This window comes from Nonomuraea sp. NPDC003707, assembly GCF_053587055.1.
On sequence record NZ_JBSFNK010000016.1, the window covers coordinates 23,095 to 47,527 of the forward strand.

26 protein-coding genes are annotated in these 24,433 nt (G+C 71.2%); 11 read left to right on the forward strand and 15 right to left on the reverse strand.

Annotation, left to right across the window (positions count from 1 at the left end; genetic code table 11):
• The 3 genes from ilvD to ACWDRB_RS35185 all read left to right on the forward strand — a co-directional run bounded on the left by ilvD (position 1) and on the right by ACWDRB_RS35185 (position 3,439).
• A complete protein-coding gene (gene ilvD, locus ACWDRB_RS35175; RefSeq protein WP_449901052.1) occupies positions 1-1,839 on the forward strand; it encodes a dihydroxy-acid dehydratase in 1,839 nt (612 codons plus the stop codon).
• A 162-nt stretch (positions 1,840-2,001) separates the two neighbouring features.
• Positions 2,002-2,496 (forward strand): helix-turn-helix transcriptional regulator, encoded by a 495-nt coding sequence (locus ACWDRB_RS35180; protein ID WP_350731538.1) that lies wholly within the window; start codon positions 2,002-2,004, stop codon positions 2,494-2,496.
• A gap of 67 nt (positions 2,497-2,563) precedes the next feature.
• On the forward strand, positions 2,564-3,439 hold the full coding sequence (locus ACWDRB_RS35185; RefSeq protein WP_449901055.1) for a serine hydrolase: 876 nt from the start codon (positions 2,564-2,566) through the stop codon (positions 3,437-3,439).
• Between the two features lie 26 nt (positions 3,440-3,465).
• On the opposite strand, the gene ACWDRB_RS35190 is transcribed toward ACWDRB_RS35185, so the two are convergent.
• The 3 genes from ACWDRB_RS35190 to ACWDRB_RS35200 are packed head-to-tail and all read right to left on the reverse strand — an operon-like array spanning position 3,466 to position 5,025.
• The gene (locus ACWDRB_RS35190; RefSeq protein ID WP_355200186.1) at positions 3,466-3,669 is read right to left on the reverse strand and encodes an FmdB family zinc ribbon protein; all 204 of its coding nucleotides are present in this window, start codon (positions 3,667-3,669) and stop codon (positions 3,466-3,468) included.
• Positions 3,670-3,673: 4 nt separating this feature from the next.
• Positions 3,674-4,471: a GNAT family N-acetyltransferase gene (locus ACWDRB_RS35195; RefSeq protein ID WP_449901057.1), complete on the reverse strand. Its 798-nt coding sequence runs from the start codon at positions 4,469-4,471 to the stop codon at positions 3,674-3,676.
• 47 nt (positions 4,472-4,518) lie between these two features.
• Complete coding sequence (locus ACWDRB_RS35200; RefSeq protein ID WP_350731891.1) at positions 4,519-5,025, reverse strand: HNH endonuclease; 507 nt, start codon at positions 5,023-5,025, stop codon at positions 4,519-4,521.
• Between the two features lie 285 nt (positions 5,026-5,310).
• Between ACWDRB_RS35200 and ACWDRB_RS35205 the strand changes: the two genes are divergently transcribed.
• Complete coding sequence (locus ACWDRB_RS35205) at positions 5,311-7,368, forward strand: prolyl oligopeptidase family serine peptidase (RefSeq protein WP_449901059.1); 2,058 nt, start codon at positions 5,311-5,313, stop codon at positions 7,366-7,368.
• A 98-nt stretch (positions 7,369-7,466) separates the two neighbouring features.
• Here the strand turns inward: ACWDRB_RS35205 and ACWDRB_RS35210 are convergent, their stop codons facing one another.
• Positions 7,467-8,060, reverse strand: coding sequence for a TetR/AcrR family transcriptional regulator (locus ACWDRB_RS35210; protein WP_449901061.1), 594 nt, complete (start codon positions 8,058-8,060; stop codon positions 7,467-7,469).
• Positions 8,061-8,140: 80 nt separating this feature from the next.
• On the opposite strand from ACWDRB_RS35210, the gene ACWDRB_RS35215 reads away from it, so the two are divergent.
• Complete coding sequence (locus tag ACWDRB_RS35215) at positions 8,141-9,118, forward strand: NADP-dependent oxidoreductase (RefSeq protein ID WP_449901063.1); 978 nt, start codon at positions 8,141-8,143, stop codon at positions 9,116-9,118.
• Here ACWDRB_RS35215 and purU read toward each other — a convergent pair whose 3' ends face one another.
• Complete coding sequence (gene purU, locus ACWDRB_RS35220) at positions 9,119-9,973, reverse strand: formyltetrahydrofolate deformylase (protein WP_397367429.1); 855 nt, start codon at positions 9,971-9,973, stop codon at positions 9,119-9,121.
• A 195-nt stretch (positions 9,974-10,168) separates the two neighbouring features.
• Here purU and ACWDRB_RS35225 point away from each other — a divergent pair, with 195 nt between their 5' ends.
• Entirely contained in the window at positions 10,169-11,119 is a 951-nt protein-coding gene (locus ACWDRB_RS35225; protein ID WP_449901066.1) for an anion permease, read from the forward strand.
• Between the two features lie 81 nt (positions 11,120-11,200).
• Entirely contained in the window at positions 11,201-11,833 is a 633-nt protein-coding gene (locus tag ACWDRB_RS35230; RefSeq protein ID WP_350731555.1) for a DUF47 domain-containing protein, read from the forward strand.
• On the opposite strand, the gene ACWDRB_RS35235 is transcribed toward ACWDRB_RS35230, so the two are convergent.
• Together ACWDRB_RS35235 and ACWDRB_RS35240 are read right to left on the reverse strand one after the other, a co-directional pair.
• Positions 11,830-12,783 (reverse strand): SDR family NAD(P)-dependent oxidoreductase, encoded by a 954-nt coding sequence (locus tag ACWDRB_RS35235; RefSeq protein WP_449901068.1) that lies wholly within the window; start codon positions 12,781-12,783, stop codon positions 11,830-11,832. The two genes, ACWDRB_RS35230 and ACWDRB_RS35235, sit on opposite strands and share 4 nt — an antisense overlap.
• Positions 12,784-12,836: 53 nt before the next feature.
• Positions 12,837-13,724, reverse strand: coding sequence for a TIGR03620 family F420-dependent LLM class oxidoreductase (locus ACWDRB_RS35240; protein ID WP_449901070.1), 888 nt, complete (start codon positions 13,722-13,724; stop codon positions 12,837-12,839).
• Between the two features lie 33 nt (positions 13,725-13,757).
• Here ACWDRB_RS35240 and ACWDRB_RS35245 point away from each other — a divergent pair, with 33 nt between their 5' ends.
• Positions 13,758-14,114, forward strand: coding sequence for an ArsR/SmtB family transcription factor (locus ACWDRB_RS35245; RefSeq protein WP_350731560.1), 357 nt, complete (start codon positions 13,758-13,760; stop codon positions 14,112-14,114).
• A 10-nt stretch (positions 14,115-14,124) separates the two neighbouring features.
• Positions 14,125-14,580 carry an NUDIX domain-containing protein gene (locus ACWDRB_RS35250; protein ID WP_449901072.1) on the forward strand — a complete coding sequence of 152 codons (456 nt, stop codon included), beginning with the start codon at positions 14,125-14,127 and terminating at the stop codon, positions 14,578-14,580.
• A 7-nt stretch (positions 14,581-14,587) separates the two neighbouring features.
• Here the strand turns inward: ACWDRB_RS35250 and ACWDRB_RS35255 are convergent, their stop codons facing one another.
• From ACWDRB_RS35255 to ACWDRB_RS35265, 3 genes are all read right to left on the reverse strand, one after another.
• Complete coding sequence (locus ACWDRB_RS35255; protein ID WP_449901074.1) at positions 14,588-15,328, reverse strand: MBL fold metallo-hydrolase; 741 nt, start codon at positions 15,326-15,328, stop codon at positions 14,588-14,590.
• A gap of 66 nt (positions 15,329-15,394) precedes the next feature.
• The gene (locus ACWDRB_RS35260; protein WP_449901076.1) at positions 15,395-16,186 is read right to left on the reverse strand and encodes a hypothetical protein; all 792 of its coding nucleotides are present in this window, start codon (positions 16,184-16,186) and stop codon (positions 15,395-15,397) included.
• Positions 16,187-16,201: 15 nt separating this feature from the next.
• Positions 16,202-16,819: a TetR/AcrR family transcriptional regulator gene (locus ACWDRB_RS35265; RefSeq protein WP_449901078.1), complete on the reverse strand. Its 618-nt coding sequence runs from the start codon at positions 16,817-16,819 to the stop codon at positions 16,202-16,204.
• 57 nt (positions 16,820-16,876) lie between these two features.
• On the opposite strand from ACWDRB_RS35265, the gene ACWDRB_RS35270 reads away from it, so the two are divergent.
• The gene (locus ACWDRB_RS35270; protein WP_449901081.1) at positions 16,877-17,812 is read left to right on the forward strand and encodes a zinc-binding dehydrogenase; all 936 of its coding nucleotides are present in this window, start codon (positions 16,877-16,879) and stop codon (positions 17,810-17,812) included.
• On the opposite strand, the gene ACWDRB_RS35275 is transcribed toward ACWDRB_RS35270, so the two are convergent.
• From ACWDRB_RS35275 to ACWDRB_RS35295, 5 genes are all read right to left on the reverse strand, one after another.
• On the reverse strand, positions 17,809-18,261 hold the full coding sequence (locus ACWDRB_RS35275) for a hypothetical protein (RefSeq protein WP_449901083.1): 453 nt from the start codon (positions 18,259-18,261) through the stop codon (positions 17,809-17,811). The genes ACWDRB_RS35270 and ACWDRB_RS35275 overlap by 4 nt on opposite strands.
• Before the next feature lie 31 nt (positions 18,262-18,292).
• The gene (locus ACWDRB_RS35280; RefSeq protein WP_449901086.1) at positions 18,293-19,924 is read right to left on the reverse strand and encodes a tetratricopeptide repeat protein; all 1,632 of its coding nucleotides are present in this window, start codon (positions 19,922-19,924) and stop codon (positions 18,293-18,295) included.
• A gap of 276 nt (positions 19,925-20,200) precedes the next feature.
• Positions 20,201-21,424, reverse strand: a complete 1,224-nt coding sequence (locus tag ACWDRB_RS35285) for a DMT family transporter (RefSeq protein WP_449901088.1) — start codon at positions 21,422-21,424, stop codon at positions 20,201-20,203.
• 297 nt (positions 21,425-21,721) lie between these two features.
• A complete protein-coding gene (locus tag ACWDRB_RS35290; protein ID WP_363980757.1) occupies positions 21,722-22,210 on the reverse strand; it encodes a GNAT family N-acetyltransferase in 489 nt (162 codons plus the stop codon).
• The gene (locus ACWDRB_RS35295) at positions 22,207-23,748 is read right to left on the reverse strand and encodes an XRE family transcriptional regulator (RefSeq protein WP_449901090.1); all 1,542 of its coding nucleotides are present in this window, start codon (positions 23,746-23,748) and stop codon (positions 22,207-22,209) included. The genes ACWDRB_RS35290 and ACWDRB_RS35295 overlap by 4 nt, the downstream gene beginning before the upstream one ends.
• Before the next feature lie 276 nt (positions 23,749-24,024).
• Here ACWDRB_RS35295 and ACWDRB_RS35300 point away from each other — a divergent pair, with 276 nt between their 5' ends.
• Positions 24,025-24,309, forward strand: coding sequence for a hypothetical protein (locus ACWDRB_RS35300; RefSeq protein ID WP_355200171.1), 285 nt, complete (start codon positions 24,025-24,027; stop codon positions 24,307-24,309).
• Positions 24,310-24,433 lie beyond the last annotated feature (124 nt).

Below are 24,433 nucleotides of genomic sequence, written 5' to 3' on the forward strand. Positions count from 1 at the left end.
ATGCCCGCCCTCAGGTCACGTACAGTCACCCACGGCAGGAACATGGCCGGTGCCCGGGCCCTGCTCCGGGCGACCGGCGTAGCCGGGAGCGACTTCGGCAAGCCGATCATCGCGGTGGCCAACAGCTACACCCAGTTCGTGCCGGGTCACGTACATCTCAAGGACGTGGGCGACGTGGTGTCGGCCGCGATCCGGGAGGCCGGGGCGATCCCGCGGGAGTTCAACACGATCGCCGTGGACGACGGCATCGCGATGGGCCACGGCGGCATGCTCTACTCGCTCCCGTCGCGCGAGCTGATCGCCGACTCCGTCGAGTACATGGTCAACGCGCACTGCGCGGACGCGCTGATCTGCGTCTCCAACTGCGACAAGATCACGCCGGGCATGCTGCTGGCCGCGTTCAGGCTGAACATTCCGACGATCTTCGTCTCCGGCGGGCCCATGGAGGCCGGCAAGATCCCCGGCAAGAAGCTCGACCTCATCGACCCGATGATCGCCGCCGCCGACGACTCCGTCTCCGACGCCGCGCTGCTGGAGATGGAGGAGAGCGCCTGCCCGACCTGCGGCTCGTGCTCCGGCATGTTCACCGCCAACTCCATGAACTGCCTGGCCGAGGCCATCGGCCTCGCGCTGCCCGGCAACGGCACGATCCTGGCCACGCACAAGGCGCGCAAGAAGCTGTTCGAGGACGCGGGCCGCCAGCTCGTGGAGATCACCCGCCGCTACTACGAGGACGACGACGCGTCGGTGCTGCCGCGCTCGATCGCCACCCGCGACGCGTTCGAGAACGCCATGACGCTCGACGTCGCGATGGGCGGCTCGACCAACACGATCCTGCACATCCTGGCCGCCGCCCGCGAAGCCGGCGTCGACTTCGGGCTCAAGGAGATCAACGAGATCTCGCTGCGGGTGCCGTGCGTCTGCAAGGTCGCCCCGGCCACGAACAAGTACCACATCGAGGACGTCCACCGCGCCGGCGGCATCCCCGGCATCCTGGGCGAGCTCGACCGGGCCGGGCTGCTGCACCGCGACGTGCCCACCGTGAACGGCGGCTCGCTGGCCGACATGCTGGCCGCCTGGGACGCGAAGTCGCCGACGGTGCTGCCCGAGGCCGTCGAGCTCTGGCACGCGGCCCCCGGCAACGTGCGCACGGTCAAGGCCTACTCGCAGGACAACCGCTGGGACGACCTCGACCTCGACCGCGCGGCCGGGTGCATCCGCGACCGGGAGCACGCCTACACCGCGGACGGCGGCCTGGCCGTCCTCTACGGCAACATCTCGCGCGACGGCGCGGTGGTGAAGACGGCCGGCGTGGACGAGTCGATCTGGAAGTTCAGCGGGCCCGCGGTGGTGTTCGAGTCGCAGGACGACGCGGTCGAGGGCATCCTCGGCGGGCGCGTCAAGGAGGGCGACGTGGTGGTCATCCGCTACGAGGGCCCCAAGGGCGGTCCCGGCATGCAGGAGATGCTCTACCCGACGTCCTTCCTCAAGGGCAGGGGGCTCGGCAAGGCCTGCGCGCTGGTCACCGACGGCCGCTTCTCCGGCGGCACCTCCGGCCTGTCCATCGGCCACGCCTCGCCCGAGGCCGCCGAGGGCGGCGCGATCGCGCTGGTCGAGGACGGCGACATCATCGACATCGACATCCCCAACCGGTCGATGGAGCTGCGGGTGCCCGAGGCCGAGCTGGCCGCGCGGCGCGAGCGGCTCCTGGCCGACCTGGGCGGATACCGGCCGCGCGACCGCAACCGGCCGGTGAGCGCGGCCCTGCAGGCGTACGCGGCGATGACCACGTCCGCCTCCACGGGCGCCTCGCGCGACCTGTCCCAGCTGTCGCGGTGATGCAGTAAACCTGCGATGGATCCGCAGCGCAGCGAGGACATCCATCGCAGGACCGCCGGGCGCAGCACGGCCAGAGAACACTCACTGTGCGGTAGGTGACAAGGACCTTGCCTGCCGCACAGGTTTTCGAAAAATGTCGGTCGTCGTCTCTAATATTGGGGTATGACGACAGTCGTGAAGCACGATACTCGCCCGCTGACGACCGCCGAGATCGCCGCCCTCGCCCTCTCCCTCGCTCACCTCGGATCGGGCCCGCAGGCCGTCACGGCACGACGTGGCCTGCAACACGCACTCGAGCACCTGGAGCTCGACGACGACGTCATCGCCACCACGCTCACGACTCTGACCGAGCCGCTGCCCGTCGAGGTCGCCTCCAGAGCCAGGCTCATGGCGGACGCCATCACCAGCCGTCTCATGATCCGCCTCCACTACCGCGACGCCTCCGGCATCATCACCTCGCGCGACGTCGAGCCGGTGACGTGCCTGGTCCACCGCGAATACTGGTATCTGGTCGGCGTGTGCAGGATGCGCCGGGGGATCAGGGCGTTCCGGTTCGACCGGATCATCGCGGTCGAACCCACGCTCACGCCGTCCCGTCCGCACCTGGCCGACCGGTTCCTCCCGTTCCAGCGCCGCAAGCGCCCCAGGGCCGCCTAGGAAACTGACCGGCGTTTGACCTTCCGCGCCCCCGGCCTTTGGGGTGGCGGCTGGCAGGCTCCCGCACATGCGCGTTCGGGGGATCTCGCTCGTCGTTGCCCTGCTGGCCGTGGCCGGCTGTGCAAACCCGTCAACCGTCGTCCCGCCTCAGGCCGCCTCCTTCGGGCAGCCCGGCGGGGTGGTCGTCGAGAGCGTGCTGCCTGTTGCCGCGCGGCGCGCTCTCGACCGCACGCTGGACCAATACCTGCGCGAACGCCCCGGGCGCGCGGCGCTGGCCGTCTATGACCGCACGACCGGCGCCAGGTACTCCTACCGCGAGCGCACGCCGTTCGTGCTGGCGAGCGTGGCGAAGGTGGACATCCTGCTGGCGTTCCTGCTGAGCAAGCAGGGCGAGCTGAGCGCGTACGAGCGCACGCTCACCTCCAAGATGATCCGCGAGAGCGACAACGACTGCGCGCACGAGCTCTACCTGACGGTCGGCGGCCAGAAGGGGCTCACCAGGGTCCTGCGCCGGCTCGGCGTCGAGCAGACGTGGCCGGGGCCCGGGCTGTACTGGGGAACGACCCGCAGCCGGCCGTCCGACCAGGTCAAGGTGCTGGAGTGGCTCACGGACCCCGCGGGGCCGCTGCCGGCCTCCGACCGGCGCTACGCGCTGAAGCTCATGTCGTCCGTGGAGCCGTCACAGGCGTGGGGGGTCAGCTCGGCCGGGGGCGACGTGGCGCTCAAGAACGGCTGGCTACCCGTGGACGCGCACGACGGGCTGTGGACGATCAACAGCGTGGGCCGGCTCGGCGTGGACGGGCACGACGTGCTCATCGCGGTGCTGTCGGAGCGCAGCCCGACCATGGAGACGGGGATCGCCACGGTCGAGCGGCTCGCCAAGCTGGCGGTGGAGGAGCTGACGCGTTCGCAGGCGACCTTCACCGCCGCCCAGGTGTTCTAGGCCGCCACAGGCCGTCACAGGCCGTTCTAGGAGCAGCACCCTCCGCCGCAGCAGCCGCCCCCGCTCGCCTTCGGAGCGGCCGCGCCGCCCGTCATCGACACCGTGGACAGCAGCTTCACCGTGTCGTCGTGGCCGTCGGGGCAGGTGGCCGGGTCGTCGGAGGCCGACATGGGACGGGAGACCTCGAACGTGGAGCCGCAGGCGCGGCAGCGGAAGTCGTAACGCGGCATGCCCCTAAGAGTAAGTCATGTGCTCGTAGTCGGACACGGGCACGTAGCCGATCGACTGGTAGACGGCGTTGCTCGTCGGGTTGCCCAGGTCGGTGAAGAGCACCACCTGGTCGCAGCGCTCGGCCAGGCCGACCTGGCTGGCGTACGCGGTGACCGCGGCGCCGTAGCCGTTCCTGCGGCACGACGGCGGCGTGTAGACGGGCCCGATGCGGCAGACCCCGCCGACCGCCGGGGAGAGCGCGGCCAGCGAGACCGGCGCCCCACCCGCCTCCCACACGAACAGCTCGCGGGCCGCCAGCCGCCGCGCGACCGACTCGACCACGTCGTCGCCCATGCCCATCCGCACCTCTTCGGCGAACGCCTGGTACCAGCTGACCAGCAGCGGGAAGTCGGCGGGGGCGGCGAGCCTGCCGCGTCCCGGCGTGCCGGGGACGGCGAGCGCCCCCAAGCGGTAGAGCCGCTCGGGCACCAGCCGCCCAGGCTCCCCCAGCAGCCGCTTGACCTCGGAGGTCAGCTCCACCCTGCCCACGACCTCGGCGGGGTCGCCGAGCGCGGCCAGGAGCGGCTCGACGGCCTCCAGGGGCATGTCGGCGAGCCCGACCGGGTGCGGCGGGGTGTGGAAGACCGCGCCCCGAACCTCGCCGCCGACCGTCCACCAGCCGAACCGGGGACCCTTCGCGGGCATGCCGGCGCGCAGGTTGGCGAGGACGGTCAACGCGACCGTGTTGCGCACCGGGTCGCCGAGCAGGAAGGGCTCGGCGACCGCGGCGTACTCCTCAACATCTGAGGTGAAGGTCCACATGCCTGCTCATGGTGTCAGGCGGTGGCCACCCCTTACAAAGCGATATCTCAGGCCGCGGCCTCGAGGTAAGGCGCCCATTGGGGGTCTCCGATCAGCGACGCGCCGATGAGCCTCCAGTGAGCGCCCCGTGGCACCGCGGGGCTGAAACGCAGCGTCCACCCCAGCTCCTCCAGGTACTTGTCGGCCTTCCTGTGGTTGCACGTGGTGCAGGAGGCGACACAGTTTTCCCAGGTGTGGGTGCCGCCCCGGGACCGCGGGATGACGTGGTCGATGGTCTCGGCCCGCTGCCCGCAGTAGGCGCAGCGGTAGTCGTCGCGCCTCATGAGGGCGGCCCTGGTCAGCGGGATGCGGGACCGGTAGGGGATGCGGACATATCTTCGCAGCCTGATCACCGAAGGGACGTCGAGCGTGTGGCTGGCGGAGCGCAGCACGGCGCCCCTGCCGTCCCGGTGGACGACGTCGGCCTTCTCCCGCAGCACCAGCACGACGGCCCGGTGCAGGGAAAGGGTGGTCAGCGGTTCGTAGGTGGCATTCAGCAGCAGGACCTGGCGCATCATGGAGCCTCTCCCTGCTGCGCGCGTATCAAAGGGGACATGCCGTGGCATGTCCCGACTGTCGGCCCCTCCTGGGGCACTTGTGCTTCCGTCACGTGGACCTCCGCCGGACGGTCCAGCGGATGGTCACCACGGCACCGTCCTGTCACCAAGTCTGGCGTTTGCACCCCGGTCCCCGCCACCCCAAATATCCTCCAACCGGAATGGACCAGAGGGACACACGTTACGTTTTATGCCCGCTTCACCAGCGCTTTACGCATGTCCTTTGGCAGTAGGGTTCCCAGCATGAAGCTGGAGCCGTACCCGACCGCACGCCGCGAAGACACCGTCGACACCCTGCACGGCACGCCCGTGCCAGATCCTTATCGATGGCTGGAGGATCCCGACAGTCCAGAGACGAAGGGGTGGCTGCTGGAGCAGGCCGAGCTGTTCAGCAGGGGCAGCGGGCCGCAGCGGTTCAAGAGCCGCATCGCGGAGCTGCTCAGGTCCGGCTCGGTCGGCGCGCCGGCGTGGCGCGGTGGCCGCCACTTCTTCAGCCGCCGCACGCCCGACCAGGAGCACGCCGTCTACTACGTCGTCGAGCCTGACGGGACCGAGCGGGCGCTGATCGACCCGATGGAGATCGACCCGTCGGGGTTGACCACGCTCGACGCCGTGCAGCCCGACAAGGAGGGGCGCCTGCTGGCGTACCAGATCTCCGTGGGCGGCAACGAGGAGTCGATCCTCTACGTCATGGACGTCACCACCGGCGAGCGCGTCGAGGGGCCGATCGACCGCTGCCGCTACTCCCCCATCGCGTGGCTGCCCGGCGGGGAGGCGTACTTCTACGTCCGCAGGCTGCCCAGCACCGAGGTCCCGGAGAACGAGACGCAGTTCCACCGCCGCGTCTACCTGCACCGGGTCGGCACCTCCACCGAGGACGACGTGATGATCTTCGGCCAGGGGCTGAAGATGACCAACTACTACGGCGTCTCGGTCTCGCGTGACGGCCGCTGGCTGCAGGTCTCGGCGCACGAGGGCACCGCGCCGCGCAACGACCTCTGGCTGGCCGACCTGGCCGCGTCCCCGGCCGACCGGCCGGACCTGCGGGTGGTGCAGGAGGGCGTGGACGCGCAGGCGGGGCTGGTGTTCGGCCGCGACGGCAGGCTCTACGTCCACACCGACCGCGACGCGCCCAGGGCCCGGGTGTGCGTCACCGACCCGGCCGAGCCGGGCTTCGAGACCTGGCGCGACCTCATCCCCGAGGACCCCGAGGCGGTGCTGAACGACTTCGCGATCCTCGACGACCTGGAGCGCCCGGTCATCCTGGTGGGCTGGACCCGCCACGCCATCAGCGAGATCACCGTCCACGACCTGGAGACCGGCGAGCGCGTCGGCGAGGTGCCCACGCCCGGTCTCGGCTCCGTCGGAAGCCTCTCCGAGCGCCCCGAGGGCGGCTACGAGGCGTGGTTCGCCTACACCGACAACACCAGGCCGCCCTCCGTCCAGCGCTACGACGCCAGGACGGGCGAGACCACGCTCTGGGCCGCCTCCCCGGGCGCGGTCGAGGTGCCCCCGGTGCGCACCTCGCAGGTCGTGTACCAGTCCAAGGACGGCACCGACGTCCGCATGCTGATCATCTCCCCCGCCGACGACACGCCCGGGCCGCGCCCCACCATCCTGTACGGCTACGGCGGCTTCGGCCTGTCGATGACCCCCGGCTACTCGGCGTCGATCCTGACCTGGGTCGAGGCCGGCGGGGTCTACGCCATCGCCAACCTGCGCGGCGGCGGCGAGGAGGGCGAGGAGTGGCACCGCGCGGGCATGCTCGGCAACAAGCAGAACGTGTTCGACGACTTCCACGCGGCGGCCGAGCACCTCATCGCCACCGGCGTGACCACGCCCGAGCAGCTCGGCATCTCCGGCGGCTCCAACGGCGGCCTGCTGGTGGGCGCCGCGCTGACGCAGCGGCCGGAGCTGTACGCGGCCGTGGTCTGCTCGGCGCCGCTGCTCGACATGGTCAGGTACGAGCAGTTCGGGCTCGGCGCCACCTGGAACGTCGAGTACGGCACCGTCGAGGACCCCGAGCAGTTCGGCTGGCTGCTGGGCTACTCGCCCTACCACCACGTCCAGGAGTCGGTGAACTACCCCGCCACGCTCTTCACCGTCTTCCAGTCCGACACGCGCGTGCACCCGCTGCACGCGTGGAAGCTGTGCGCGGCGCTGCAGCACTCCTCGACCGGCGACCGCCCGGTGCTGCTGCGCAACGAGACCGAGGTCGGGCACGGCGCCCGGTCGGTGAGCAGGTCCGTCGATCTGTCGGCCGACACGCTCACCTTCCTCGCCCGGCACACCGGTCTGTAGCCTCGACGGCATGAGCGCGCTGGGGCCGGCCATGGTCGAGGCCGCCCCGGCGCCGGGCCGCAGCCCTGCGTGACGCGTACCGCGAGCGCCGGGCGGCCTCAGCCGGGGGTCAGGGAGTCGGGGGCCGGGACGGGCAGCGGATGGGCGCCCTCGGGACGCAGCCCGTCGAAGATCATGCTCAGGTAGCGCCGCCAGAGCCCCGGAACCGCGTCGCCCAGCGGGGCCACCGCCTGGCAGGCGGCATTGATCAGCAGCACGACGTCGTGCCCCGTGACGTCGTGCCGTACGAACCCGTCGCGGCAGGCCCGGTCCGTGAGCGACCGGGCGACCGCCACCAGCCGATCGCTCGCGGCCCTGATCTGCGGATCCTCGCGCATGGCCGGGGTGAACGCCTGGCAGAACGAGCGCAGCTCGACCCCGGCGGCCATGAACTCCAGCAGCGCCGCCCCGGAGTCCGCCCCCTCGCGCAGCGCCTCTCCCCTGGCCGCCAGCGACTCCAGCTGGTCGCTGAAGATCGCGGCCATGAGCTGCTCCTTGGTGGCGAAGTGCCGGAACACGGTGCCCTTGCCGATCCCCGCCCGCGCCGCGATGCGCGCGATCGAGACCTCCGTGCCGCGCTCCGCGAACTCGGTCGCCGCCGCGTCGAGCAGCAACCGCCTGTTACGCACCGCGTCCGACCGCACATTCGCCACATCAAGACCCTACCGCAACCGGACCGCGCGGTCATATTATGCTCAACCTGACCGAGCGGTCCGATTAGTTGGAGGTTCCCATGAAGGCACTGGTGGCGAGGGGCTACGGCGGGGTGGAGGTCCTGGAGGTGGCGGACGTACCCGTCCCACTGCCGGGCCCCGGCCAGATCCAGGTCCGCGTCGCGGCGGCCGGGCTCAACCCCGCCGACGTCCGGCTCGTGAGCGGGGCGTTCAGAGAGATGGCCCCGCTGGAGTTCCCGCACGTCCTCGGCAGCGACTTCGCCGGCACGGTCACGGCCGTCGGGCCGGGCGTGGCCCGATTCTCCTCGGGTGATGAAATATTCGGACTCGGCCTGGCGCGGGCCGCCGGGAGCATGGCGAGCCTGACATCCTCGCCGCCGTCGTTCACGACGGGCACGATGGCCGAGTACGCGATCTTCGACGCCGACACGCCGGCCCTCGCGCACCGGCCGGCCGGCCTTCCCGTCGAGCACGCCGCCGCCCTGCCCATCGCCGCCCTGACCGCCCTTCCGCTGCTCCGCGCGGGGACCTTCGCGCCCGGCACGAAGGCGCTGGTCATCGGAGCGGCCGGCGGGGTGGGCGGAGCCGTCGTGCCGCTACTGGCGGACCGGGGCGTACACGTGATCGCCACCGCGATCCCGTCGGACGAGAGCTACGTACGCGGCCTGGGAGCCGCGGAGACGATCGACCACAGCTCCGCGGACACCGCCGCCGAGACCCTGCGCCGCCACCCCGGCGGCGTCGACGCCCTGGTCAACCTGGTGCTCCCCGGCCCGGCCCTGGCCGAGCCGGCACGGGTCGTCCGTCCGGGAGGCCCGCTGCTGACCGTCGCCTTCCCCAGCCCCGACCCGTCCACCGGCTTCGAGACCGTCTACACCCACGCCCGTCCCGGCGATCTGGACGAGGTGGCCGCCCTCGCGGCGAAAGGCACGCTGCCTTCCACCGTCAGCCGCCGCTACCCGCTGGCCGAGGCGGCGCGGGCGTACCGGGATCTGGTCCACGAGCACGTGCGGGGCAAGCTGGTGATCAGCGGGTAGCTAGCGCGGGAAGACGATCGTCTTGTGCCCGTCCAGCAGGACCCGCTGCTCGGCGTGCCACTTGACCGCCCTGGCCAGGGCCAGGCACTCCACGTCGCGGCCGATCGCCACGAGGTCCTCCGGAGAGTGGCTGTGGTTGACCCGGGCCACCTCCTGCTCGATGATCGGCCCCTCGTCCAGGTCGGAGGTCACGTAGTGGGCCGTGGCGCCGATCAGCTTGACGCCGCGGTTGTGGGCCTGGTGATACGGCTTGGCGCCCTTGAACGACGGCAGGAACGAGTGGTGGATGTTGATCGCCCGCCCGGCCAGCTTCTCGCACAGCTCGCCCGAGAGCACCTGCATGTAGCGGGCCAGCACCACCAGGTCCGCCTGGTAGTGCTCCACCAGCGCCAGCACCTCGGACTCCTGCCTCGCCTTGGTCTCGGGGGTGACCGGCAGGTGGTGGTAGTCGATCCCGTTGGACTGGGTGAGCGGCCGCAGGTCGGGATGGTTGGAGACAACCGCGACGATCTCGATGTCCAGGGCCTTGGACCGGACGCGGTAGAGCAGGTCGTTCAGGCAGTGGTCGAACTTGCTGACCATGATCAGCACGCGCGGCTTCCTGGCCACGTCGCGCACCTTGAACTCCATGGCGAAGTCCGGCGCGAGCGTCGCGAAGGCGCCGTTGAGCTCGTCCTCGCCCAACGGCCCCGCGAACTGGACACGCATGAAGAAGCGCTGCCCGGCCCGGTCGCCGAACTGCTGGCTCTCGATGATGTTGCATCCGTGCCGGGCCAGCAGGCCGGAGACGGCGGCCACCACACCGGGCCGGTCGGGGCAGGACAGCGTCAGGATGTATTCGGCGGGGCTGGTCATGCCTTCACTCTCGCGGGCGTGGGATCGGCGGTCACCGCAGGGCTGATCCTGGCCAGTGACCATCACAGAGAGTACCCGACACACGTTACGCGTCCGATCGTCCATCATCCATGCGATCCCGGGTAGTCAGGGGGGAACGCGGATTCGGGAGGGGCAACCCCGGGTTGTCTCGTGGCTTGGGATGGAGCGCGGTCCTTGGACGTCGCCGTACTGATCGTGGTCGCCGGCCTCTTCGCCGTCGTGTCCGGGGTCAACGACGGGGGCGCCCTCCTCGCCACCGGGCTGAAGCTGCCCTCGGTGCGCCCGGCCACCGGCATCCTCGTGCTCGTGGTGCTGACGGCGGTGGTCCCGCTGGTCACGCATCAGGTGGCGGTGACGTTCACGACCAGGCTGGCCTCGTTCCACGCGCCGGGCGGCAGGATCGCGATGACCGTCGCGGTGATCTCGGCGCTGGCCGTGGTGACCGCGCTCAGCATGAAGGGCCTGCCGACCAGCCTCACGCTCGCCGTCGTGGGCGGGCTCACCGGTGCGGGGCTGGGCTGGGGGCTGCCGGTGTCGCCGGGCTCGGTGCTGCTGGTGCTGGCGTTCGGGGTGGCGGCGCCCTTCGTGGGCGGGCTGCTGGGCTGGGTGCTCGTCCGGGTGCTCCTGATCACGATCACGGCCCGCGGGCTGCGGCGCTGGCACCAGGTGGGGTTCCTCCTGCAGAGCCTCGCCTACGCCGCCAACGACGGGCAGAAGATGCTGGCCGTGTTCATGATCATGTTCGGCTTCTCGGGCGCGCCGCTCCCGTACACGTCGCTGGTGGCCGTCCTCTTCGGACTCGGCACCATGTACGGGCTCCCCAAGGCGGGCCGCACGCTGGGCCGCGAGCTCATCGCCTCCCGGCCTCCGCACGGGGTCGCGGCCGAGCTGGCCGCGGGCACGGCGGTGATCGCCTGCGCGGCCGTGGGCATGCCGGTGAGCATGACCCAGGCCATCGCCGGCGGGCTCATCGGCGCGGGCGTGGCACGGGGCGGCGGCCGCGTCCGCTGGTACGCCACCGGCAAGATCGTCGCGGCCTGGCTCCTGACTCTGCCGGCCGGCGCCCTGCTGGGCGCGGGGCTGTCGGCGCTGGTGAAGGCGATCGCGAGGGTTGAACTCTCATGAAGGGACGGCGAACGTGAAGCACTCTTCGAGGGCGGCTCCGCCCATGACGCGCCGCCCCGGCTCCGCGAAGGCGGCCGGACCATGAAGCGGCTGCGGCGGATCCGCAACCTCATGACCGGCCGCATGGACAGCGCGCTCACGGAGGCCCTGCTCGGCCAGCTCCGGGCCACCAAGGAAGGCGCGTGGCTGGCGATGGCCATGATCGGGGGCGAGGTGGGCAGGACCGGCGCGCACGAGCAGATGCGCTCGATCGAGCACATCGGCGACGAGGAACGCGCCTGCCTCGTCGAGGAGCTCAAAACGGCCCTGGTCACCCCGATCGACCCGGAGGACCTGTTCCGGCTGTCCCGCGCCATCGACGACGTGCTGGACTCCTTGCGGGACTTCGTCCGCGAGTCCCACCTCTACCGGGTCCCCGACCAGATCCGCTTCACTCCCCTGCTCGACCAGGTCATCGTCGGCATCGAAGCGCTGGAGAACGCGGTCCGCGACCTCGCCTCCCGCCCCTCCGCCGTGGTCCAGGACGCGCTGGAGGCGAAGAAGGTGGGCGGGTCGATCCGGCGGATGTACCAGTACGAGATCTCGCGCATCTTCTCGGGCGAGGTGACCGCGGAGGCGCTGAAGAGGCGGGAGCTGGTACGCCGCCTCGAGATCGTCGGAGTCGCCATCGGCGATGCCGCGGACGCCATCGCCGACGGCGCCATGAAGCGCTAGCCGAAGGCGTTGACCCCGGTCAGCTCGGCGGACAGCGCCCACAGCCGGGCGGCCTGCTCCGGGTCGATCGCATAGTCGCGCACCCCGGGCCCGACGGCCTCCGTGGTCGGCTCGGCGAGGTCGCAGTCCTCGCAGTAGACGCCGCCCATGCCCGCCAGCTGCGGCGAGGTGGCCGCCCACACCTGGGTGGCCGCGCCCTGCTCGGGGGTCTTGAACGTGGGGTCCAGGGCGTTGCCCTCCTCGTCGATCCACCCCGCGGCGACCATCTCCTCCTTGCGGAGGTGGCGCTGCAGTGGCGTGAGGATGGCGCCCGGGTGCAGCGCGAACGCCCGCACCCCCGCGTCCCGGCCGAGCGCGTCGAGCTGGACGGCGAACAGGACGTTGGCGGTCTTCGCCTGCCCGTAGGCCTGCCACTTGTCGTAGCCCCGCTCGAACTGGACGTCGTCCCACCGGATGCCCGCATGCCGGTGCCCGGCGGACGAGACGGACACGACCCGTCCCCGGCCCTGGGCGACGGCCGGCCAGAGGCGGTTGACGAGCGCGTAGTGGCCCAGGTGGTTCGTGGCGAACTGCGCCTCCCACCCGGGGCCCACCCTCGTCTCCGGGCAGGCCATGATCCCGGCGCTGTCGATGACGATCTCGACGCTGCGGCCGGTGGCCAGGAAGCGCTCGGCGAACTGCCGTACGCTCTCCAGATCGGCGAGGTCGAGCTCGTCCACCTCGACCCCGCCGATGCCCCCGACCGCTTCCTCGGCGGCCTGGCGACGGCGCGCGGGCACCACGACGTGCGCTCCGGCTCGGGCGAGCGCCCGCGTGGTCTCCAGGCCGATGCCCGAGTAGCCGCCGGTGACGATCGCCAGCTTTCCTGAGAGATCGATCCCGTGGAGCACGTCGTCCGCGGTGCTCCTGGCCCCGAACCCCGACCCGATCTTGTGTTGCGGCGTTGTCATGCGACTCACGCTACGAGTTGGAGCCCACTCGAGGTCAAACGCTCCGATGGGCGTTACAGGCCGAGGGGCTGGGCGAGGTCGGTCAGCTGGGTCAGGGCGTGGGCGAGGTCCGGGACGTCCGGGGAGAGGGGCTGGATGACGACGTGGTCGGCCCCCGCGTCCAGGTGGGCGCGCACGCGCTTGGTGATGGCGTCGGCGCTGCCCCAGGCCACGATGGCGTCAGCGAGGCGGTTGCTGCCGCCGTCGGCGAAGTCGTCGTCCGTGAAGCCCAGCGTGCGCAGGTTGTTGAGGTAGTTGGGCAGCATCAGGTAGTAGGACATGTGGGCGCGGGCGATCTCGCGGGCGCGGGCCGGGTCGGACTCCAGGACGACCGCCTGCTCGGGGATCAGGAGCGGGCCCTGGCCGAGGATCCGGCGGGCCTGCGCGGTGTGCTCCGGCGGCACGAAGTAGCTGTGGGCGCCGTCCGCCAGGTCCCTGGAGAGCTCCAGCATCTTGGGCCTCAGCGCGGCGAGGACCCTGGGAGCCGGGACCGGGGGCACGGGCAGCGTCCGGCCGGCCTGGTCCATGGCCTCCAGGTAGGTGCGCATCGCGGCCAGGGGCTTGGCGTAGTCGTGGCCGCGGCCGGTGACCAGCGGGGCATGGCTGACCCCTATGCCCAGCAGGAACCGGTCGGGAAAGGCGTCGCCCAGCGCGGCCGCGCCCGCGGCCATGGCCGTGGCGTCGCGCACCCAGATATTGGCGATGCCGGTGCCGACCGCGATGCGCCGGGTGGCCGCCAGCAGGACGGCGGACATGACGAGCGGCTCCTTGCTGCTCCTGCCCTCGTTGACCCAGAGCGAGCCGTAGCCCAGCGACTCGATCGTGGCCGCCGCACGACGCGCCTCCTCGGCGGGGGCCGTGCCGATCATGGGATGCCACACTCCGACGCGCCCGATGTCCACGGCCGCTCCCCTCGCATAGAATGTTCGATCGAGATGGAACACTACAACAATGTTCGATCGCAGTCGAACAGGACGCGCGGTCTGACGCACACATCCCCGATCGAGGTCTCGCTGCAGGCCGCCCTCGACGCTCTGGGCGATCCGATCCGGCGCCGCATCGTGCGGGAGCTGGCGGACGTCCCCGACTGGACGCGCGCCTGCGGCACGTTCTCTCACCTGCCGGTGGCCAAGTCCACGCTCAGCCACCACTTCTCGGTGTTACGCAACGTGGGGCTGCTGGAGCAGCGCGACGAAGGCGCCCGGCGGCTCAACCGCCTGCGCCAGGAGGAGTTCGATCATCGCTTCCCCGGCTTGCTGGGGCTCGTGCTGGAGGAGGAGCGGCAGGAGTAACGTCGGGCTGGTGGGTGCCATAGAGGGGCAAGCGGGCATCAGCGACCGGCCTGCGGCTCGGGTCGTCTGCCTGGATCGCGACGGCAGGGTGCTGCTCATGCACTGGTACGACCCCGTCAGCCGCCTGGACATCTGGGAGCCGCCCGGCGGCGGGATCGACCCCGGCGAGACGGCGCTGGAGGCGGCCAGGCGCGAGCTGGGCGAGGAGACCGGGCTGCCGGGCTCGGCGGTGCGGGAGGGGTTCGTCGAGGTCGAGCGCGACTTCTCGTGGCTGGGAGTGCGGTATGTGAAGACCGAGCCGTTCTTCCTGGCCACCTTCGAGGAGGCGCGGCCGGAGGTGGATCCCGGGGAGCTCACCGAGGAGGAGCGAGTGGCCTACCGGGGCTACGCCTGGGCCGAGGAGCTGCCCGGCAACGTGGAGCCGCCCGAGCTGGCGAAGGTGATCGAGCGGCTCACGGCGCGGTGAGGCGTCATCACAGGTCCAGCGTGATGCCCTCGGAGGCGACCTCCAGCGTGCCGTCAAAGAACTTCGTGGCGGCCAGCAGCGCGAGTGCCGGGGACGTGTCGGGCCACAGGTGGGTGAGGAGCAGGCGGCCCACGCCCGCCGAGGCCGCGGTGCGGCCCGCATCCAGGGCGCTGGACAGGTAAGGCGCGTCCTCTTCGGGGATCCGTTCCGGATAGGTCGCTTCGGCCACCAGCAGGTCCGCTCCCTCCGCCAGCACCGCCAGCTCGGGGGACGGCCCCGTGTCACCGGTGTAGGCGATCACGCGATCTCCGGCGCTCAGTCGCAGGCCTGCGTTGGGCACGTGGTGCGGCAGGTCGAACACGTCCAGGCGGAACGGACCGATCTCGTACGGCACGCCGGGCGCCAGATCGCGCGTCACGAAGCTGCCCGCCAGCATGCGCGGCTTGTCCAGCGCCAGGACGGCGTCCAGCGCGCCCGGCGGCGCGTACACCGGCAGGGCGGGAGCGGGGACGTCGGCGAGGGCGCGGGCGCGCAGCAGCGGGTTGAGGTCGGCGCAGTGATCGGGGTGGCCGTGGGTGACCAGCACCGCGTCCACCTCGTCGGCCCGCATGCGCCCGAGGAGCCTCGGCAGCGTGGCATAGCCGGGATCGACGAGGACGCGGAACCCCTCGGCCTCCACCACGTACCCGCTGCACGCCTGCCCCGCCGCAGGCCAAGCCCCACATCCGCCCAAAACAGTAAATTTCACACTAACCCCATACGAAATAAGAAAAGTCGGCAAAAATCCAGGACGCGAGCGGGAGCGCGCGGGCCCTCACATGTGGGGGCCGTCGCGGAAATGGCCGAGTTCGTCGAGCGTCGTCACCAGGAGCCCGCGTAGCAGCCGCCCCGCCACCTTCTCGTGGTCGGGCTCCACGGGCACGCCCTTGCCGACCTTCTCGACATACGCCTCGCGCTCCCGCAGGTCGGTGTACGGCAGCGCGGTCATCCCCACGGCCACCGCCACCCGGGTGCCGCCCCGGGGCAGCACGGCCACGGTGTGCGTACGCAGGCAGGTCTCGTCAGGGGCGCCGTACCAGCCGCTCTTGACCCCGGCCCCGGGCGAGCGGATCGCCTCCCGGGCCCCGAACGCCTGCGACGCGCTGACCTGCCGCATCCACCCCAGGATGGTCTCCGCGACCGGGTCGCCGGCGACGGCGGCCTGGGCGAGCACCGCGTACGCGATAGCGACCTCGTCGGCGGCCACCTCGACGGAGCCGAACCGCGAGGGGTCGCCGTTGGGCGGCGACCAGGCGATGCCGGTGCGGCTGCGGAGGTCGTCGAGGATGACCCGGGGGCCGACGGCCAGCCAGAGGTTGAGCGTGTCGGCGTTGGAGGACACGACCACGGCGGGCTCGGCGTGCCGCCGCCACCGTTCGGCGTCGGGGATGTGGGCCGCGCTCACCCACGCGTACAGGGGCTTGAGCAGCGAGGCGCAGCGCAGCCGCGCCAGCCCCACGGTGACGCCCACCGTGCGGGCGGGCGGCCCGCCGTAGCCGCGTCTGATGCCCGCGGCCTGGACGCTGGCGCTGTGATCGAGGTCTTTGAGCAGGTCGTTGAAGCCCACGCCCCCACCGTAGACCTACGAAGGGATCCCCCAGCGGCCTTCGTACCACTCCGTGCTCGGCGGGTCGCCGGGCAGCTCGGTCGCCCCCGGCGCGCGCAGGCCGTCGAGCGCGATGGTCAGCAGCCGCTCCTTGGCGTGCGGATGCTCGGCGCCGGGCGCCGGGCGGCTGAACTGCTCCATGAGCAGCGAGATGTCCAGCGTGGTGACGTCGCCCCTGAGCACGCCGGCCGCGCGCGCCCTGGTGATCAGCCGGTCGGCGAGTTCGGTGCCCTTGCGCGCCGTGCGCCACATCTCGTCGGTGACCTCGATGGTGCCGGCGACCGGTGCGAGCGCGCCCGACCTGAACCCCACGCACGCGCGGATGTAGGAGGCCAGCCCTTCCCACGGGTCCGGCTCGGCCAGCCCGGCCTCGGCCGCCTCGACCCCACGCTCCATGGCGATCACGCACAGGCGCTGGAGCAGCTCCTCCTTGGTGCGGTAGCGGCGGTAGAGGCTGCCCATGCCCACGCCCGCCGCCTTGGCGATGGCCGACACCGGCGCGTCGAACCCCTGCGTCGTGAACACCTCGTGCGCGGCCCGCAGCAGCCGCAGATCGTTGCGCGCGGCCTCGGCCTGCCTCCCGCGTGTGCTCATGCCGTACAGGATATTAGTATTTTCGGAGCGAATCGCTCCGATAGAGAAGGGCTCATCATGCGTGCGGTGGTCTTGAGGCGGTACGGCGGACCGGAGGCGCTGGTCGTGGAGGAGGTGCCGGACCCGGTGGCCGGTCCCGGGCAGGTGCTCGTGGACGTGTCGGTGGCGGGCATCACGTTCGTGGAGACGCAGGTACGCGCCAACCGGGGGCCGCGGCAGGCCGAACTGCCCGCGATCCTGGGCAACGGCGTCGCGGGGACGGTGGCCGCGACCGGCGAAGGCGTCGACCCGGCGCTGACCGGCACGCCGGTGGTCAGCACGCTCGGCGGTCACGGCGGATACGCGGAGCTCGCGGTGGCGAGCGCCGGCGACCTGATCCCGATCCCCGGCGGCCTGTCGCCCGAGTTCGCGGTGGCGCTGCTCGCGGACGGGCGCACGGCCGTGGGCCTCGCGCGGGCGGCCGCCCCCAAGCCCGGGGAGTGGGTGCTGGTCGAGGCGGCCGGCGGCGGCGTGGGGAGCCTGCTGGTGCAGCTCGCCACGGCCGCGGGGGCGCGCGTGGTGGGCGCGGCGAGCAGCGCCGCCAAGCGCGACCTGGCGGCGAGCCTGGGTGCGGAGCTGACGGTCGACTACACCGACCCCGGCTGGACCCACCTGGTACGGGACGCGACGGGCGGCCTCGACCTGGTCTTCGACGGGGTCGGCGGCGAGGTCAGCGCGGCGGCGCAGGGGCTGCTGAAGGACGGCGGCAGGTTGAGCGTGTACGGCATGGCGGGCGGTCCGATGACCACGCCGGATCCGCGCGTCACTGCGGTCGCCTGGCCGCAGGCGGACCTGCGCGAGCTGGCCAGGGAGGCCCTGACGCTGGCCGCCGCCGGACGCCTGCGCCCGACCGTCGGCGCCACCTACCCCCTGGAGTCTGCCGCCGAGGCGCACGCCGCCATCGAGGCCCGCGCGGTGACCGGCAAGAGCCTGCTCATGATCCAGCCCGTTTAGGCGCCGAACCGCGCCCACGACACGACGAGCGCGGCAGGCACCAGCGCGACCACCCCCAGCGCGGTCACCACCTTCCATCGGCGCGCCACCCCCGGCTCCGTCACGAACGCCGCCACGGCCCCTGCCCCGGCGAAGACCGCCCCGGCCGTGACAGCGTGCGCGAGCGAGGACGTCCACGACGGCAGCGCCTCGCCGACGAGCCTGAACACCACCAGCACCCCGCCCGCCACCAGCGCCACCCGCCGCCCCGGCCGTACGTCCACCCGCTCCAGCACGAGCGCGGACCCGGCGATCAGGGCCAGCGTGATCATTACCACGACGCCGACGGCGGGTGCCAGGCACCCCCAGTCCTCGCAGCCGATGCCCACCCAGGCCAGGCGCACGCTGGCCCACCACAGCACCCCCAGAGCGGCGCACACCGCGGCCGCCCGCCCCATTCGCCCCCGCATCACCCAATAATCCCATCGCGGCAGGCGGCCGTCAGGAGAGGCGATCGGCCCGCCGCTCATCCGCGTCGGCCTCGGCGGCGCGCCCGAGCGCGCGCAGGGCGACGGCCCTGTTGGTGTACAGGTCGGGCTCGGGCTGCAGCTCGATGGCCCGGCTCAGGTCCTCGACCGCCCCCTCCAGGTCCCCGGCGGCGTACCGCAGCACCCCCCGATTCCCCCAGGCGGCGGCGAGCCTGGGCGCGCGCTCCACCGCGCGGTCCAGCGCCTCCCCCGCCGCCGCCAGCCGTCCCGCCGCCGTCTCCAGCTGCCCCAGCACCGTGAGCAGGTGGGGGTTGCCCGGCTCCAGGACCAGCCCGGCCACGACGTCGGACAGGGCCTCCTCGTCCCGGCCCGCCGCGGCCAGCAGCCCGGCCCGGTTGATGTACGCGTCCAGGTAGGACGGGTCCAGCTCGATCACCCGTCCCAGGTCGGCCAGCGCCTCCTCGGTGTCACCCCGCACGGTGTGCAGCTCCGCCCGGTTGTAGTACGCCTCGGGCAGCGGCGGCCCGGCCCGCATGGCGCGTTCGAAGTCGGCCAGCGCCTCCTCGTGCCGCCCGAGCTTGAACAGCAGGTTCCCCCGCTCCAGGTAGTAGTCGGGAAAGGCCGGGTCCAGCGCGATCGCGGCCGCGTAGTCCTCCATCGCCTCCTTGACGTGACCGAGCGCGGCCAGCAGCTGGGCCCGGTTGGCCAGCAGCACCATGCGGTGCAGCGGATGCCGCTCCCGCAGCTCGCGCGCCAGCTCGACGGCCGACTCGACCAGCGACAGCGCCGCGCCCGGCCGGCCGTGCCGCAGCTCGATCAGCGCCAGGCCGTTGAGGTCGAAGCCCAGCTTGAACGCCCGCTCCAAGGGCTCCGGCAGCAGGGTGGAGATGGCGATGGCCTCGTTGATCCAGCGCCGGGCCCGGCCCAGGTCACGGCGTGCGGGGTCGGGGTGGCGGGCGTCGAGCATGGCGGTGCCGTACGCGCTGGCGGCGTGCATCGCCGGATCCTGGCTGGCCGCGCGCACCCCGTCCCAGATCGCCTGGGCGTCGTCAGTGCGGCCGAGGCCGCCCAGCGCGGTCGCGGTGCGCTGCGCGAAGCGCCACCAGTGCTCGCCGCCCGGCTCGGTGCGCACCATGCCGCGCTCCCCCAGCTCGACGGCGGCGTGCAGGAATCCGTCGCGCATGCACCGGTCCACCAGGGCCCAGAGCTCGTCCGCGCTCCGGGTGTCGGGCGGCGGGTCGGGGCCGCCGGAGTACAGCATGATCGTGAGGAGGTCCGGCGGGATCCGCCGCATCATGACGTCCAGCAGTTCGGTGTCCGTCGGGTCGGCCTCGGCGCCGTTGCACACGGCGATCGCCCGCCCGGGGGGTACGGCGTCCCTGATGAACTCCGCGAGCCCGTTGGCCAGCCGCAGCGTACGGCGGGGCGCGGGCACGAGGATGCGCTCGTCCTCAGGCAGCCCGGCGTCGATCGTGGCCCGCCGGAGCGGCACGAGAGGGGCCAGTTCGGGCGCGGCGGCACGGATCTCGATGTCGTGCGCCGCCACCAGGTCCCCGTCCCGTTCCAGAGCCTGCGGCACCAGGTGACGCAGCAGGGCGGCGGCGACAGTGTAGGGGCCGCGCGGCCGGCGATGTCCGTCGATCAACGGTGTCAGCAGCCGTACGGCCCCCCATTGAGCGGGTGCTTCGCCCTCAACTCTGAGATGGGACCTTCCCTCGGTCACCCCTTGTGAAGGACGCTGGAGGTCCCCGCCAGCCTCGCGGTGCCAGGCTTGCGGACAATGATGCGCTTCATGACATACCTCTCCCACTGGGGCTATTTTCCCATTATTAGTGCGCCCCGCCGAATATCAAGATTTATGGTGAATAAGTGGGAGGTTACACCGCAAAAAAGCGGTTGCCTTTTGATTGACACCAGTAAGCTATTGGGACCGAAACCAACGTGGGAGGGCTTTCGTCCGGGCCTGCTCGGCTTCCCCCATCAGATCGCACAGGCACCGGCCGAGCAGGGTGACCGACCGGCAGCACCCCGGCCCCGGCAGATTCCTCGCCCGAACGATGACCGTGGCCCGCTCGATCAGCCGCTCCAGGCTGGGCTCCCCGCCACCCTTGAGCGAGCGCGTGTGCCAGGGGCACGTCTCAGCGTTCACACAGGCCCCTCTGTCGAGATACGGCGTCTGGCTGCCACCGAGCGGCAGCGGATCCTCACGTTTGATCCTCAGGTCGGCCAGCGTCCTGGCCGCCCGCGCGGCGACGATGAGGAGGGTGTGGTTGGCGCGGGTGCGCTCTTTTCCCAGCGCGGCGGTCCTCGCGGGAAGCGCGAGCAGCATCGCGCCGGCCATCAACCCCCCGCCGACGACCATGCCCCAGCCGATCGGCTCGTGGAACCAGATCACCGAGATCGCGGCCACCCAGAGCGGCTGCGACGACATGAGGATCGCGCTCGGCACGGCCGTGACGTGCGCCTGGCCGTACGAGCGGGCCAGGAACCCCAGCGCGCACGACACCACGGCCAGGTGCCCCAGGATCAGCCAGTCGGACCCTCCCGACGGCAGCACGACCCCGTCGCGGACGGCGACGACCCCGGTGAGCAGCCCGATGGTGAACAGCTGGATCACCGTCAGCGCGTACGCGTGGAAGGTCTCACCCCGCTTGGACAACTGCGCCAGCAGCAGCGTGTGGCCGGAGTAGAGAGCGGCGGCGGACAGCGTGACCCCGAGCGCCAGCACCGAGACCTCGTGGTCCTCCATCCCCCTCAGCAGCGTGAACACGGTCATCCCGGCCAGCGCGAGCACCACCCCCGCCCAGATCCGGCGCGGCACTTTCACCTTGAACAGGACGAGCGCCAGGATGGGCGTGATCACCACGCTGCAGCCGACGGCGAACCCCGACAGCGAGGACGGCAGGCCGTGCAGCGCGACGGCCTGACCGGCCTGACCGATCCCGAACATGACCCCGAGAACGACCCCGTAGATCCAGGTCCTGCGCGGCAGCCCCCGAAAGCAGCGCGGCCTGATGACGAGGAGGGTGAGCGCGGCGATCAGGTAGCGCTCGGCGAGCAGATCCTCCACCGGTAACCGGTGGATGAGATCCTTCATCAGCGGGAACGCCGACCCCCAAGCGGCGCTGACGAACAACAGAAGCACGGCTCCCAGGAGGGGTCGGGGAGCGGGCACGACTGCCATGGCAAAAGCATCTCACTACTATTCGCAGCCACTGATGTACAGGGAGCAGCCGGTGAGGTTCCTCTACACCTCGGTGTTAAGAGCCTCACCCGCGGGTTTGTACATCCATACCGCGGACGCCAGAACCGGCGTCGTCGCGTACTGCGGGTGACGGAAGGAATGTCGGCGGTGAAGTCACGCCAGGAGCCCGGGGAAGATCACCGGGGAGGGGAGGAAGCGGCCCCAGGAGGGGTTGGGTGGGGCCGTACGCCGGGAGCCTCAGAGCTCGATGACCGCCGGAGGGGCCAGGCGTTTTTCGAGGTAGACGACAGTGTGGTCGCCGACCCGCTGTCTGGAGAGCTCGCGCCATCCCTCTCGCTCGTAGAGCGCCAGGGCGGCCTCCTGGTTGAGCGTGGTGTCGCCTCTGACGCGTTCGAAGCCGAGCTCCACCGCGCGCCGTTCGAGTGCGAGCAGCATGGCCGCACCGTAACCGCGCCGCTGGAACTCCGGGTGCACTCTCAGCCGGCACATCTCAGCCGTCGCCGTGTCGACGGGTTTCAGCCCGCCCATCGCGACGACCCGCTTGTCGACCTCGCCGACCAGGAAGTCACCGCCGCAGCCCAGGTAGATCTCCTGGATGCGCGGGAAGTCGTCGTCGTAGTAGACGCCGTCGCCCGGCACCAGTCCCACCTCGGCGAGGGAGATCCGGTGGAGTGCGAGGATGGTGTCGAGATCTGACCACCTATAGCGCCGGATCTCCACGTTCATGCACCGCCGCCTTTCGTCGGGACCCTCGGCCGGCGCAGTTCGGCCCTGTACTCCTCGAGTTTCGAGTTGTTCGCGTCACGGGCCATGATCGCCTGTTCGAGCGCCAGGGCGGGACGCATGATGAAATCGGTCATGTACTCGTCGCCGAGCATCCGCAGCGCCCTGGTGCCGATGTCCAGCGCGGAGTCGAACTCCCCGTCGATCATGCGGCACTGGGCCTGGTCGAGCCTGATCAGCGTCTGGTCGAGGATGTGATCCTCGTACTTCTCCAGCGCCTGGTCGAGCACCACCTCGGCCTCCAGGGTCTGGCCGAGCTTGGTGAGCACGTCGCCCTGGTAGAAGTAGAGCTGCTTCTCGGTGTAGCCGAAGGCCATGTCCGCCTGGTGCTCGGGCCGCATGTGGGAGAAGGCGTTCCTGGCCCTGGCCAGGGCGCGTTTCGCCTGGTCGACGATCTCCTTCTTGTTCTCGACACCCGAGAGCATGGCCAGCGCCCGCGCCTCGACGACCGGTGCCATGGCCTGCGCGGGACAGGGCATGGTGCCGGCCAGGTCGCGGCTCTTCTTCGCCAGGTTGAGCGCCTCCCGGGCGTCCCCGAAGTAGAGCGGGACGAGCGACTCGCGGGCGGTGATCCACGCGCGCAGTGCGCGGTCGCCCGTCTCGTCGGCCGCGGTGCGTCCGGTCCTGAAGAAGGAGCGGGCCAGCCGGTGGTCACCGAGATTGATCATGATCATGCCGCTCAGCCCTGCCAGCTGGGCCGCCATCCGCAGAAGGCGGTCGTGCAGGTCGATGGGCTGACGGTGGGTCAGCGCCGCGCGTACGGCGCTCATCTCGAGCATCACGTCGCACAGCAGGCGCAGCGGGGCCGTCGTCGTGTACTGGCGGCCGAAGCTCTGCGTGGCCTCTTCCCACTGGTCGAGCATCGCCGCCGACACCGTGGCCGCGACGAGCGTCTCGTCCATCCGGCGCCTGATGCCCTCGCACGCGCCGAGCACCGGCCCGTCGAGCTCGGTGGCGGCGCTGGTCCCGGGGTTGAGCAGGTTGAGCATGGTGCGCCGGAGGATGTTCTCGTCGGCCTCTGTCTCGGGCTCCGGGGGCGACCCGGTCTCGCGCTCCGCCTGCGCTAACGGCCGCTCGGTGCTGTCTCCCAGCAGCACGCCCGGCGTGCGGTGCCCGTGGCCGCAGATGCACGGCCCGTCGAAACCGAGCTCCAGCGGCTCCACCCGATAGACCGTGCACAGGTAGTGCATGTATTCGGGTCCTGGGCGCTTGAGCCCGCTCTCGTAGGCCGACAGCAGGGTCTCTCCGATGCCGGGCATCGCCTTGTTGTCGCGCTCGAACAGGGCTCTGATCTGCTCGATGACATCCGCCAGCGCGATGCCGTAGGAAAGACGGTGGGATTTGACGCGGCTGGTGCCGAATTGCGGAGTGCACTGCTCATGGATCTCGTCAGCTATCTGGGCCGAAGTGCGCCCGGCGGCCAGGCCCTTGGCTCTGATCCGCCTGGCTATCTCCGTTTCCCTGTGCTGCCTGCCGGACATCCCGGCCCCTCTCGCGCGTGTCTCGACCGGTCCATATCTGGTGACTCAGCGTAGCGTCCATGTAGCTGTGCGCCTACCCAAGAGTGTGAACCAATGTCGCCAGCTTGAAAACGCCCGGCATCAAGCCTACGGATAAGGATCGTCCTCCGAGGGACTGTTTCTTACATCCCACGAGGGAGAAGCAACTCCCCGTGACCGGGGAAGCGGCATTGCGCCCGCCCTTGACATGAGCCATGTTTGGCCCACCAGCCGATTCCCAAAAGGAGGGGACGAAAGGTGGGGGACGACAACTTCGAGCATCTGAAGCGTCTCGTATCCGAACTCGACGCTCACGGGTTGCTCGCGAGAGTGGTCCAGACCCAGGGCGGGCGCATGTTCGCACGGGTCATCAACCCGAACGCGACCAGCCTGTCGGAGAACGTCACCTGTCGGTCGACGAGCGCATCGGATGTACCGGACTGGTGGTACTGCTGGTCCTGGGGTGAACGGATGCACAAGGCCGACGACCCGGCTGGAGCGGCCACGAAGGTCGCACGCGTACTGGCCGCCGTGGGCGAGTGACAAAGCGGTGACCCGGGTGGAGCGCAGCCACCACGGCTCACCGCACCCACGGCGGCGTCAACGGAGCCGGCGGGGTGGCCGGTGCGGAGGGACTCCCGTATGCCGGAGCCCTTGGTCGCCCCGC